We start from the raw sequence: 12,020 nt of genomic DNA, 5'->3' as shown, positions 1-12,020 counted from the left end.
TGCAAGGCCGTCGGCGGTTTTAGGCCGTCGCCAGGATGCGGGATATTAGTCCAGCGGGGTCCAACGCTTGGCGGGAGCCGCCTGGCCGCCGCCGCCTTGGCCTTGAGCCTTTTCGCGCTTCGGACCCTTGAACTGAGTTTGGCTGATAGGCGTGGTGGAGGCCCGTTCGCCACCCGTGCGGGCGCCGTGCGGATGGCGATCGCCGCCGCCCTGTCCTTGACGTTGTCCGCCGCCGGCGCTCGGACGGTTGCGTTGCTGGCGCAGGCCGCCGGGCAGGTCGCTGCGGCCTTGCGGCTTGCGCTGGCCACGATCACCGCGGTCGCCTTCGCGACGTCCGGCTTCGGCGCGTTCAGCGGCGATTTCCGGCATGGCCTGGGTCATGACGTGCAGACCCTTGTCGTTGCGGCGGTCGAAGGACGGAATGGTTTGGCGCGTCACCTTCTGGATGTCGCGGAGCAGGTTGCGTTCGTCGTCGGCGCAGAAGGCCACGGCCGAACCGTTGGCGCCGGCGCGAGCCGTCCGGCCGATCCGGTGCACGTAGGATTCCGGCACGTTCGGCAGTTCGTACTGAACCACGTGGGTCACGGCGTCGACGTCGATGCCGCGGGCGGCGATGTCGGTGGCGACCAGGGCGCGCACTTCACCGGCCTTGAAGGACGCCAGCGAGCGTTCGCGTTGCCCTTGGCTCTTATCGCCATGGATGGCCGCAGCTTCGACGCCGGCCGCTTCGAGCGACTTGGCCACCCGGTCGGCGCCGCGCTTGGTGCGGGTGAAGACGATCACGCGCTTGAAGTTCTTCTCGGCGAACAGTTCGCAGAGCAGGGCGCGCTTGCGGGCGGTCTCGACGAAGATGACCTTCTGGGTCACGCGTTCGACCGTGGTCGATTCCGGGGCGACGGCGACCTTGTGCGGGTTGGGGTTCAGCAGTTCGCTGGCCAGCTTGCCGATCTCGGTCGGCATGGTCGCCGAGAAGAACAGGTTCTGGCGATCCTTGGGCAGGTGCTTCACGATCCGGCGGATCGGCAGGATGAAGCCCATGTCCAGCATCTGGTCGGCTTCATCGAGAACGAACATCTCGACGCCTTGCAGGGTGATGGACTTCTCGCCCAGGTGGTCGATCAAACGGCCCGGGGTGGCGACGAGCACGTCGACGCCCGGCGCCATGGCGCGCATCTGGCCGCCGTACTTCACGCCGCCGAACACCACGGCGACGGAGACGCCCATGTGCTTGCCGTAGGTCTTGAAGCTTTCGGCGATCTGGGTGGCCAGTTCGCGGGTCGGGGACAGAACCAACACGCGGCAGCCGCGACGGGGCGCAGGCTTACGGTCGGCGGCGAGGCGATGCAGGATCGGCAAGGCGAAGGCGGCGGTCTTGCCGGTGCCGGTCTGGGCGATGCCCAGCAGGTCGCGGCCGCTCATTACGCCCGGAATGGCCTGCGCCTGGATCGGGGTGGGCGTATCGTAGCCCTCGTCGGCCAGGGCCTTGAGCAAGGATTTGTCGAGGCCGAGGTCAGTAAACTTGGTCAAAACGTATGTGTCTTTCACATATGCGCCGTGCCCGGCCGCTCGGCTGTGCCGAGGGTCGCGGGGGCGCGGGTCAGTTGTGGAAAGCCCCCGCGTGGCGGGGCGATCTATGCGATCTCTTCAAGCGCTCGACAGGCTGGGTTCGTCTTGGAACCCATCACGCGACTGGAGCGCCGATATCGCCGCATTTGCTGCAGCGCAGCGTGGAAATGACGGTTCACGGGCGAAAAGTCAAGGAGAACTGGGATTTGCGGCTGATCCAGGTTCGCCGCCTGTTGCATTTTCGCCCTTGGCCCGCGAGGAAACCCCATGGCTGAAACCAAACCCATGCTGTTCGTCGCCGCCGCGGCCTTGATCGACACCGATGGTCGCGTGCTGATCTGCAAGCGCCCCCAAGGCAAACAACTCGCCGGCCTGTGGGAGTTTCCGGGCGGCAAGGTCGAGCCGGGCGAATCGCCCGAGCAGTGCTTGATCCGCGAACTGGATGAGGAACTGGGGATCCAGGTGTCGCACGCCTGCCTCGCGCCGTTCGTATTCGCCAGTCACGCCTACGAGAAATTCCACCTGATGATGCCGCTCTATCTATGCCGGCGGTGGGAGGGCTTTGTGACGGCGAAGGAGCATGACGCCATCGCCTGGGTGAAGCCAGCCCAGCTCACCGACTACCCGATGCCGCCTGCGGACGAGCCGCTGGTCGCCTGGTTGCGCGACCTGATCTGAGCCTGGCGGCCGTGAGTTAAGCGCGCGACGGCCCGGCCGTCTGCCGCTAGCCTTTCTTCAGGCGACGATGAGTCCGCCGCGAGGAAACTGGCCATGCCCCCGTCGAGACCCCGGCCCAAGGCGGCCGCAAAGTTCTTCGGCCTCTATCGCGGCGTCGTGGTCGCGAACCTGGATCCCCAGGGGGTGGGCCGCCTTTCCGTCTCCTGTCCTGATGTGGCTGAGGCCGCGACTTGGGCCATGCCGTGTATGCCGTTGGCTGGTCCCGGCATGGGCGCGGTGCTCGTGCCGCCGGTCGGGGCGGGGGTTTGGCTGCAGTTCGAGGCCGGTGATCCGGACCGGCCCGTTTGGGTCGGCGGCTATTGGTCCAGCGCCGCCGAGACGCCCGCGGCGTCCCAGGCTGCATCTCCGTCAGGGCCGCCCATCGTGTTGCAAAGCGCCCTGCAAAACCGGCTGGTGATCAGCGACCTGCCCGGCCCGGCCGGCGGGGTGATACTGCAGAGCGCCTCGGGCGCCACCATCCGGGTGACCGACGCCGGCATCACCATCGACAACGGGCAGGGCGCGAGCATCGTACTCCACGGTCCGTCGGTCACCATCAACGGCGGCGCGTTGGAGATCATCTGATGGCTGGTCGGCTCCTCGATGCCGCCGCAGCGGTGATGTGCGCGCACGGCGGCAGCGCCCATCCGGCCGCACCAAACGCCCGGGTGCGCGTGAACGGCGCGCCGATCGCCACTTCGCCCGGACCATGGATGATCGCCGGCTGCGCCTTACCGCCGCAACAAGGCGGTCCCTGCCTGATCGCCCAGTTCACCACCGCCGCGACCCGCATTACCTCCGGCGGCCAGCCTGTTTTGCTCGCCGACAGCCTCGCCGTCGCCGCGCCCACCGGCGCGCCGTTGATCGTCGCTTCGGCGCAGAACCGCGTGCGTGGAGTCTGAGGCGCCGCCTTGACCGATAAGGCGGCCGCCCCTAGGTTTAATAGGTCCCCAGCGCGACGCGAAAAGGAGGGTAGCCATGATTGTTCTCAGCCGCACCACCCTTCGCTGCGTCGCCGATATGGTATCCTGATACCTTAGGGTCTTTCCCTTCGGCGAACGCCTGACCAGGCCTTCGAACCGAAGGATGTCCAGCCTTGCTAGACACATACGGTTGGAGCCAGACGCTCCAACGCCAATTCACCGACCTCGCGGCGCGCGGCTTGCTGCCCGCTCGCGTCATCGTTCAACAACGCGGGCTCTACCGGCTCGCCTCCCAAGAGGGCGAGGTTTCGGCTGAGCTCTCGGGCAAGTTCCTCCACGAGGCCCTGACCGGCGACCATCCCGTCGCCGGAGACTGGGTCGCCTGCATGGTGCGTGCGCAGGAAGGGGCGGCGACCATCCATCACCTGCTGCCGCGCTCCAGCGTGTTCATCCGCCGGGCCTCCGGGCCAGGCGGCGGCTCCCAGGTGGTCGCGGCCAATGTCGATCTTGTCCTGCTGGTCGCCTCGCTCAACGCCGACCTCAGCCTGCGCAGACTGGAGCGCTATCTCGCGACCGCCTGGGAGAGCGGCGCCCAGCCGGTCATCGTGCTGACCAAGGCCGATGCGTGCGCGGACGCAGAAGCTCTGGTCGCGGCGGTGCAGAACATCGCCTTCGGCGTCTCCGTCCATGCCGTCTCGGCGGTGACGGGGCAGGGGGTGGCCGAAGTCTCGGCCTTGCTGGCGCCGGGCAAGACGGCGGTGCTGCTCGGCTCGTCCGGCGTGGGCAAGTCCACCCTGGTCAACGCCTTGGCCGGGGCCGAGCTGATGGCCACGGGCGGCATCCGCGAGGACGACGCGCGCGGTCGCCACACGACCACCCATCGCGAACTGGTGGTGCTGCCCACCGGGGCGCTCGTCCTCGACACGCCCGGCATGCGCGAGCTGGGTCTGTGGGACGCTGACGAGGGTGTGGCCGCCGCCTTCGCCGACATTGAGGCGCTGGGTTCGGCCTGCCGGTTTCGTGATTGCAGCCATCAGGCCGAGCCCGGCTGCGCCGTCCGCCTGGCTCTGGAGAGTGGCGACCTCGATGCGGGGAGGTGGAAGAGCTACGGCAAGCTCCAGCGCGAACTGGCCCACCTGGATCGTCGCGACGATCCTCAGGCTCAGATCGAGAACCGCAAGCTCTGGATGCAGCGCCACAAGGCTTCACGCCAGCGGCTCAAGCATCGAGATCGGGAGGCGTACTAGGGGTGTAGCGGCCCAGCTTTGCCCGAAATGAAAAGGCCCGCGGTGAGCTCGGATCACCGCGGGCCATCTTCAGGGGCCGAAGCTAAACCTCGACCGGTTCGCCTGCGACGTGCGCATCGAACGCCTCAGAGTTGAGCCCGAGTCTGCGCGCGACGCCAGTCCCATATTCGCGTTCTGCGAGGGCGAAATGACGCACCCGCTCGATCTGGGTGGCTTTCGGCCGGTCAGTTCACAGGGGAGAGCGATAAGGCTATCTGATCGACATGCCCACGTTTCGACAGCTTCGTTATCTGACCGCCCTGGCCGAGGCGCGCCATTTCGGGCGTGCGGCGGCGGCCTGTCATGTCACCCAGCCGGCGCTATCGATGCAGATTCGCGAACTGGAGGCTGAGCTCGACCTCACCCTGGTCGAGCGCGGAAAGGGCGGGGTGACCCTGACGCCGGACGGCGAAGCCCTGGCCGAACGCGCGCGGAGCCTCACCGCCGGGGTCAAGGATCTGGAGGACTTCGCCCGCGAGCGGCGCGGCGTTCGCGCCAAACGGCTGGTCCTGGGCGTGATCCCGACGGTAGCGCCCTATCTGCTGCCCCACCTACTGCCGGTGCTGCAGGCGGTGATCCCCGATTTGGATCTGAAGATCCGCGAGACCCAGACCACAGCCCTGATGGCCGAGCTCGCCGCCGGCGATCTGGACGCTGTGATCGCCGCCCTGCCGCTGAAGGGCGATGACGTGGAGGCGATAGCCTTGTTTGAAGATCCCTTCCTGCTCGCCAGCTCCACCGCCGCGCCTCTGGCCGCGACTGACCCCCGCGGCCTGCCTGCGGACCGCCTGCTGCTGCTCGAGGAGGGGCACTGCCTGCGCGAACAGGCGCTGGGCGCGTGCGCGATCAGCGACCTCTCCACCTTCGGCGCGACCAGCCTGACGACCTTGCTTCATCTGGTCGCCCACGGGCAGGGCGTGACGCTGTTGCCGCGCATGGCGGCGGCCGAGATCGCCGATCCCCGGATCGCCTTGGCGCGGTTCCCGGCCCCAGAACCCAGCCGTACGGTCGCCATGGCCTGGCGCGCTGGCTCGCCGCGCAAGAAGCAACTCAAGGAGATCGTCGCGCGGGTGCGTGACGAGGTCGCGCCGATCTGGTCGTGAATTCGGCCGATTTCGTCGCCTTGCGCGCCATCTTCGTCGCAGCCTGGACTAAGGCAGCGCCGCGAAGGCGGTGAGATATCTCCATTCCGCGAACGCCGGTGGCGGCTATGGTGGCGGGGTCACTCGGCGGCCTGCGATGGGAGGGGGAGCGATGGAAAGCGCCGCACGAACGCTTCCCGGCGGCGCGATCGCCAAGATTTCGCTGATCCTCTGGACCTTCGGCTATGTGCTGGTCGCGGTGCTGGCGGCGATGATGGGCCGGGGCTTCCTGATCCAGCTCCTGGTCCAGGTTCCCTTGTGGTGCGTGGCCGTGACCCTTGTCGCCGGGCTCTACGCGGTTTGGCGGCGGCTCGACACCCGCCCGCCGGCGATCCGCTGGCCGTTGATGGCCCTGGCTTGCCTGGCGGCGGGAGCGATCCAGAGTCTGGCCGATCTCAGCCTCTATGCCTGGCTGACCAAGGCGTTCTTCCCGCAGTGGCGGAACTGGACGGAGATCGACATCTCGCGGGTCGCGTTCGTCTCGATTCTCTATTCTTGGACCTTCTGCCTCAACGCCACGCTGTTCTGGGCGCTGAACTCCGAAGAGCAGGCCAAGGCCCAATCGCGGCGAGCCGCCGAGGCCGAGGCGGCGGCCCAGGAAGCCAAGATCGAGGCGCTGCGCTTCCAGCTCAACCCGCACTTCCTGTTCAACACCCTGAACGCCATCTCCAGCCTGGTGATCAAGAACCGGAACGCCGAGGCGGAGGCAATGACCACCAAGCTGGCCAGCTTCCTGCGTACCAGCTTCGACACCGATCCAAAGGCGCCGATCTCCCTGGCGGACGAGCTGGCGACCATCGAGGCCTATCTGGACATCGAGGGCGTCCGATTTGGCGAACGTCTTCAGGTGGAAGTCGATTGCGCGCCACGGCTGCTGCTGGCGCGGGTGCCTAGCTTCGTCCTCCAGCCCTTGGTCGAGAACGCCGTGAAGTATGCGGTGGCGCCCTCGCGGCTGGGCTCCAGGATCTGTATCGCCGCGCGCGAGGTCGGGCCGGACCTGGAAATCTCGGTCGCCGACACCGGGCGTGGCGGCGCCTTGGCGCCCGCCAGCGGAACGGGCGTCGGCCTCAACAACACCCGCACGCGGCTTGCAGCCCTCTATGGCGCGGCCGGCCGTCTGGAGACCGCGGCCGGCGCGGCGGGTTTCACCGCAACCCTTCGCCTGCCGCTCAGCCTCCCAACCCCGATCCCTGGAGCGGCCTAGAGCGATGCGTATCCTGCTGGTGGACGATGAACCCTTGGCCCTCGAGCGCCTCGAGACGCTGATCGCCGAGATCGCCGGCGTTGAGGTGGTCGGCTGGGCAAGCGACGGCGACGAGGCGGCCGAAATGATCGAGGCCTTGCGTCCCGACCTGGCCTTGCTGGACATCCAGATGCCCAATCGCGACGGCATGTCCCTGGCCCGGGCGCTGAAGGGCCAGCCCGAGACCGAGGTGGTGTTCGTCACCGCCTACGACCACTTCGCTGTGGCCGCCTTCGATGTCGACGCCATCGACTATCTCTTGAAGCCCGTCGAGCCTGCCCGGCTGCGGCTGGCCATTGATCGCGCCGGGCGTCGGCGCCTGGCCGGCGGGCGCGATGAGCCGGCGTTCGAGGTCGAAGAGCCGCCGCCGGCCGAGCCCTACGCCACCACGTTCTGGGTTCGCCGCCCGCGTGGGCTGGTCCGGGTGGAGATCGACACCGTGGCGTGGATCGAGGCGGCTCGCGACTACGTGCTGCTACACACCTTCAATCGCTCGCACATGTATCGCAGCACGATGGACGCCTTGGCCCGTCGGCTGGATCCGGCGCTGATGCTGCGGGTCAGTCGCTCGGCCTTTGTTCGCCGCGCGGCGGTGGTGCGCGTGCAAAGGCGCGGCCGGGGCGCCTTGGCGCTCGAGCTTTCCGACGGCGCCGAAGTGGCGGTAGGAAACACCTACACCCACGCGGTCCGCCGCGAGCTCGACCTGAAGGTCCATGATGACGCCGACTGACGATTGGCTGGCGGGCTTCCTGGCGGCCGAACGGCTGCCGGCCTCCTACGCGCAGACCATTGAAGCCGTGGCCGCACCTTTGGCTCAGCAGATCGCTGGGAGGGTGGAGCAAGCAGGCGCCCTGGTGGTCGGCGTTTGCGGCGCCCAGGCCAGCGGCAAGTCGACCCTCACGGCTGTGGTCAAACGACTGCTGGAGATTCGCGGCCTCAAGGTCGCGCTGTTTTCGCTGGACGATATCTACCTGACCCGCGCCGAGCGCCAGGCCTTGGCCGCGGAGGTCCATCCGCTGCTGGCCACGCGGGGCGTGCCGGGCACTCATGACGTCGCCTGGGGCGAGGCCTTGCTTGAGGATTTGCGCAAGCCGGGCCCGACCCTGCTGCCGGCCTTCGACAAGGCCAGTGACGACCGCAAGCCAGGCGCAGTGTTCGAGGGGCCTGCCGACGTGGTCCTGTTCGAAGGCTGGTGCGTCGGCGCCGCGCCGCAGGGTCCGTCCGCCCTGGCCCAGCCGATCAACGATCTTGAGCGGTACCTCGACCCGGGCGGCGTCTGGCGGACCTACGCCAATGCGGCCTTGGCGGGTCCTTACCGGGACCTGTTCTCAAGGCTCGGCATGCTGGTGCTGTTGCAGGCGCCCGGCTTCGAGGTCGTCCTGGACTGGCGGATCGAGCAGGAGCGCAAGCTGCGCGAACGTCTAACCCGCGAGGGGGGCGATGCGTCCCGCGTGATGAGCGACGATCAGGTCGAAGCCTTCATTCGCCACTATGAGCGCCTTACGCGCTGGATATTGGAAGAAATGCCGAGGCGGGCCGACATCGTGGTCCGCCTCGACAAACAGCGACGGGCGTCGCTTTAGGCGGCCGGCTCGGCGTTCAGCACCTGGGTCAGGCGTTGGCGCAGGGCGTTGTCCTTTTGGACGGCGGCGGACATCTCATTGTACTTGTCTGGCGACAGGCCGCTGGCCTGGACCGCCGCGCCCATCTTGCCGATCATTTCCTTCTGCACAGTGGCCTTGGTCGGGCCGTCGGCGCCGGCGAGCTTGGGGCTGTACTCGCTGTTGATCTTCTGGATTTCGGTCATCGCTGCGCCAAACGACTTCAGCTCGGCGTCGGTGAACCCGCCAGCGGCGGGAGCGGCGGCGGCGGGAGCTTCAGCAGCCGGAGCAGTCTGGGCTTGAGCCGAGGCGCCGAAGGACACGGCGCCGAGCAGGCCAGCGGCCAGAATAGCAATACGCATACGGAGGGTTTCCTAACCTAATTGGGGATCGAGCCCTCCCATCCTAAAGCGAGCGTCTGGACGAAAATACGACCGGAATGCGCCGAACACCGGTCTGCGACGATTGTGCGCAGCGGGCAGGCAGATCGGCGAGTGGCGCCTCCAACGCCGGCCCAATTCCCGTTTACGACTAGCAGACCTATCCGGCAGGCTGCGCCCCGCGGTCATCACCTCGCCGAGAAGTGGACCCCGGGATGGTCTCAGTGGGGTGATGGGGAACGATCGCGAACGCCGCGCCTTCGATGCCCCCGGAAGCAAGCTCTTGTCCGCTAGACGGAGGGTTTCACCGGAGTGCGATTTGGGTCAGGCAGACTACGATTTGACGCCTCGCCGTTCACAACGAGCGATCTCTGATCGCTCAGCCTCCACCCTGGTGGAGTAATGATCCAGTCGCGTATACTGAAGAGGAGCGCGTCTCCTTGGAGATTTCGACTATGGACGGCAAATGGATGACATTGCTTCCGTTCTGATTATTTCCGATATCGTGGTCTCGGGCAGTCTCATCGCGCTCATTTTGGCTGTCGGCCTCGATGCGACCGCCGACGACTTGCTCTACGTTCTTCGGCGGCCCAAGCTGTTCTTCGTCGGTATGCTGTCGGTGAACGTGATCATGCCCGTGGCTGCCGGCCTGCTGATCGCCTTCCTCCCGCTTACGCCGGTCGTCAAGACGGGCATCGTGCTGATGGCGCTTTCGGCCGTACCGCCCATCTTGCCGGCGGAGGAGCTTAAGGCGGGAGCGACGAAAGCTTACGCCTACGGCCTCTATGCCGCCCTTGCGCTTGTCACCGTGCTGGTCGTGCCCATGTGGGTCGCTGTCGCTGGTTGGGTCTACGGCGTGGCGGCCTCGGTTCCTGTGGAGGCGGTAGCCAGTAAGGTGGGATGGCAGGTGTTGCTGCCACTCAGCACGGGCTTGGCGCTGCGCCGGCTCGCGCCCAGGCTGGCGGCAGGCGCAGCGCCGTGGGTGTCGAGGCTCAGCCTAGCCTTGCTGTTCGTTGGCGAAGTACCGGTCTTCGCAACCAGTTGGCCAATGATGATGGCCCTGGTTGGCGATGGAACCGTGCTGGTGATGGTGGTGATTTCGGCCATCGGGCTTTTCTCCGGCCACTTGCTCGGTGGCCCGGACCTTGGGGAGCGAGGCGCCCTAGCCCTGGCGAGCGCCACCCGCCACCCCGGAATCGCAACGATGATCGCGAGCGCCAACGTCGTCGATGAGCAGGTATCGGCGGTCATTCTGCTGTTCCTGGTCGCCGCAATGCTTACGGCTGAGCTCTACAAGAGACGGCTCATGCGACGTATGCGGCTGGCGCCTGCGCCGAGGGGAACGCCGCCCGGCGTCATTTGAATACCTGCCAGGGGTTTTCACGGAGGTGCGTGCGGGTCACGCCCGATTGGCTCACCCTGCTCGATCGTCCCTGATCGACCGCGCGCCCAACTGGAAACGGCCGAGCAGGGCCCGGCTCGGACGTCGGCGCTCATTAGGAGGAGCCCATGGCGGCGGAGCCCCAATCCGCAAATTCGGCAGGCGACCTGGTGCTCGGCGATGCAGGAACGGAACTCGCGTCGAACCGCACGGCGTTGGCGTTCGAGCGCACGCGCATCGCTTCTGATCGCACCTTGATGGCGATGATCCGGACCTCGCTGTCCTTGATCAGCTTCGGCTTCACCATCTTTCAGTTTGTCGGCAGGCTGGCGGAAGAGCTTGGCTCACCGGCGGTCACGCAGCAATCGGCGCGCAATTTTGGCTTGGCCTTGGTGTTGCTGGGTGTGGGCCTGCTGATAGCGGGCCTCTTCACCCACTATGAATTCCTCACCAACCTAAGAGTCCGGCGGGGCCGGTTGCACGATCTGAAGCTGCTACGGACCGCGCCCCAGTATCGAACGTCTCTCACATCGGTGCTCGCCCTGCTGCTTCTGCTGGTCGGCCTGTTGGCCGTGCTTGGGATGATCGCGCGCACCGGGCCGTTTGGATGAGGCGCCCTCTCGGCAGTGAAAGGCAAGAGATGAGACTCTTCAGGAATCCTGTCGTACCGACTCTGGCGCTGGCCATGTTGGCTTCCCCTGCGGCGGCGCAGGAGTGGAAGTTCAGCGTGACGCCGTACCTCTGGGCCGCGGGGCTGGAAGGCGACATAGGCGCGTTCCCGAACCTTCCAACGGCCGAGGTCGACCTATCCTTCGGCGACGTCCTTGAGGAACTGGACGGCGCGATTATGGTCAAAGCCGAGGCCCAGCGTGGCCGGCTCGGCCTGATCATGGACGTAGGCTATGTGAAGACCGACAGCAGCACCGACGACGTCACGATCCGCGATCCCCGGTTCACCGGTGTGACGCTCGGGAACGAACTGTTGACGGCGACCTTGGCCGGCGCATGGCGAGCGGTGGACGAGCCGCAGTACAGCATCGATTTCGTCGGCGGCGTGCGCTTCTCGAAGGTGTCGCCCGACCTTGCGCTGATCGTGCAGGACACCGTCGTCCGGCGCGCCAATCCTGACGCGAGCTGGTTCGATCCGGTTATCGGCGCCCGTACGAGCGTGCAGCTCAGCCCGCGCTGGTCGCTGGCCGCGTATGGCGACGTCGGCGGCTTTGGCGTGTCATCCGACCTGACCTACCAAGTCCTGGCCACCGCCAGCTACGCCTTCAACGACCGGTGGGCGCTGTCGGCCGGCTGGCGACACTACGGCGTTGACTACGAAGAGGACGGCTTCGTTTACGACGTCACCCAGAGCGGCCCGATCATGGGCGTCACCTTCCGCTGGTGAGCGGCCGTTCGGCGGCTGATCCTTTTGAACCCCTCAAGGAACATTGGCTCAGGCCAACCAGCGCAGCTGGTTCGCACGGGGGTCTACTCGTTCTCCGAGGTGGTTCTTTCCAAATTGGCCTGTGCGATAGCCGAGCGGCTTCAGCACTTCGGCGATAGTTATGTCTTCGGCCTTCAAGCCCAGATCACCACTCCGTAGCCCCACCTTGGTCAGGCCGGTGCGCAACCCGCACTGTCCTGTGATGAAGGATGACCGACCAGCGGTGCAGTTCTGCTCGGCATAGTGGTCTGTATAGATCATGCCTTCCTTGGCGATCCGATCAATGTTGGGCGTCCCGCACCCCATCAGTCCCCTCGTGTAGCAGCTGAAGTTCGCGCCCTGCTGG

The 12,020-nt window shown here is 66.6% G+C and carries 14 protein-coding genes; 11 read left to right on the top strand and 3 right to left on the bottom strand.

Annotated elements, in window-relative coordinates; genetic code table 11:
- Window positions 1-45: 45 nt before the first annotated feature.
- Window positions 46-1,527, bottom strand: coding sequence for a DEAD/DEAH box helicase (locus Q8M13_RS05580; protein WP_305298780.1), 1,482 nt, complete (start codon window positions 1,525-1,527; stop codon window positions 46-48).
- A gap of 306 nt (window positions 1,528-1,833) precedes the next feature.
- Between Q8M13_RS05580 and mutT the strand changes: the two genes are divergently transcribed.
- The 8 genes from mutT to Q8M13_RS05540 all read left to right on the top strand — a co-directional run bounded on the left by mutT (window position 1,834) and on the right by Q8M13_RS05540 (window position 8,460).
- Window positions 1,834-2,244, top strand: coding sequence for an 8-oxo-dGTP diphosphatase MutT (gene mutT / locus Q8M13_RS05575; RefSeq protein WP_305298778.1), 411 nt, complete (start codon window positions 1,834-1,836; stop codon window positions 2,242-2,244).
- Between the two features lie 93 nt (window positions 2,245-2,337).
- Window positions 2,338-2,868: a phage baseplate assembly protein V gene (locus tag Q8M13_RS05570; RefSeq protein ID WP_305298776.1), complete on the top strand. Its 531-nt coding sequence runs from the start codon at window positions 2,338-2,340 to the stop codon at window positions 2,866-2,868.
- Window positions 2,868-3,185 (top strand): hypothetical protein, encoded by a 318-nt coding sequence (locus tag Q8M13_RS05565; protein WP_305298774.1) that lies wholly within the window; start codon window positions 2,868-2,870, stop codon window positions 3,183-3,185. Before Q8M13_RS05570 ends, Q8M13_RS05565 begins: the two co-directional genes overlap by 1 nt.
- Window positions 3,186-3,379: 194 nt before the next feature.
- A complete protein-coding gene (rsgA, locus tag Q8M13_RS05560) occupies window positions 3,380-4,453 on the top strand; it encodes a ribosome small subunit-dependent GTPase A (protein ID WP_305298772.1) in 1,074 nt (357 codons plus the stop codon).
- A 263-nt stretch (window positions 4,454-4,716) separates the two neighbouring features.
- The gene (locus tag Q8M13_RS05555; protein WP_305298770.1) at window positions 4,717-5,595 is read left to right on the top strand and encodes a LysR substrate-binding domain-containing protein; all 879 of its coding nucleotides are present in this window, start codon (window positions 4,717-4,719) and stop codon (window positions 5,593-5,595) included.
- Between the two features lie 151 nt (window positions 5,596-5,746).
- Complete coding sequence (locus Q8M13_RS05550; RefSeq protein WP_305298768.1) at window positions 5,747-6,838, top strand: sensor histidine kinase; 1,092 nt, start codon at window positions 5,747-5,749, stop codon at window positions 6,836-6,838.
- A gap of 4 nt (window positions 6,839-6,842) precedes the next feature.
- Window positions 6,843-7,607, top strand: a complete 765-nt coding sequence (locus Q8M13_RS05545) for a LytTR family DNA-binding domain-containing protein (protein ID WP_305298767.1) — start codon at window positions 6,843-6,845, stop codon at window positions 7,605-7,607.
- Window positions 7,594-8,460, top strand: a complete 867-nt coding sequence (locus Q8M13_RS05540) for a kinase (protein WP_305298766.1) — start codon at window positions 7,594-7,596, stop codon at window positions 8,458-8,460. The genes Q8M13_RS05545 and Q8M13_RS05540 overlap by 14 nt, the downstream gene beginning before the upstream one ends.
- On the opposite strand, the gene Q8M13_RS05535 is transcribed toward Q8M13_RS05540, so the two are convergent.
- Window positions 8,457-8,840, bottom strand: coding sequence for a DUF4168 domain-containing protein (locus Q8M13_RS05535; RefSeq protein ID WP_305298764.1), 384 nt, complete (start codon window positions 8,838-8,840; stop codon window positions 8,457-8,459). The genes Q8M13_RS05540 and Q8M13_RS05535 overlap by 4 nt on opposite strands.
- Window positions 8,841-9,324: 484 nt before the next feature.
- Here Q8M13_RS05535 and Q8M13_RS05530 point away from each other — a divergent pair, with 484 nt between their 5' ends.
- From Q8M13_RS05530 to Q8M13_RS05520, 3 genes are all read left to right on the top strand, one after another.
- Complete coding sequence (locus tag Q8M13_RS05530; RefSeq protein WP_305298763.1) at window positions 9,325-10,221, top strand: bile acid:sodium symporter family protein; 897 nt, start codon at window positions 9,325-9,327, stop codon at window positions 10,219-10,221.
- A 146-nt stretch (window positions 10,222-10,367) separates the two neighbouring features.
- Window positions 10,368-10,850, top strand: coding sequence for a DUF202 domain-containing protein (locus Q8M13_RS05525; RefSeq protein WP_305298761.1), 483 nt, complete (start codon window positions 10,368-10,370; stop codon window positions 10,848-10,850).
- A gap of 29 nt (window positions 10,851-10,879) precedes the next feature.
- Window positions 10,880-11,635: a hypothetical protein gene (locus Q8M13_RS05520; RefSeq protein WP_305298759.1), complete on the top strand. Its 756-nt coding sequence runs from the start codon at window positions 10,880-10,882 to the stop codon at window positions 11,633-11,635.
- Between the two features lie 48 nt (window positions 11,636-11,683).
- Here the strand turns inward: Q8M13_RS05520 and Q8M13_RS05515 are convergent, their stop codons facing one another.
- Window positions 11,684-11,980 carry a sulfatase-like hydrolase/transferase gene (locus Q8M13_RS05515; RefSeq protein ID WP_370869959.1) on the bottom strand — a complete coding sequence of 99 codons (297 nt, stop codon included), beginning with the start codon at window positions 11,978-11,980 and terminating at the stop codon, window positions 11,684-11,686.
- Window positions 11,981-12,020: the final 40 nt, after the last annotated feature.

The sequence above is a fragment of the Phenylobacterium sp. genome (assembly GCF_030681155.1).
GTDB lineage: Bacteria > Pseudomonadota > Alphaproteobacteria > Caulobacterales > Caulobacteraceae > Phenylobacterium.
The sequence above is the reverse complement of the archived record's forward strand: the minus strand, read 5'-3'. Positions and strand labels throughout refer to the sequence as shown.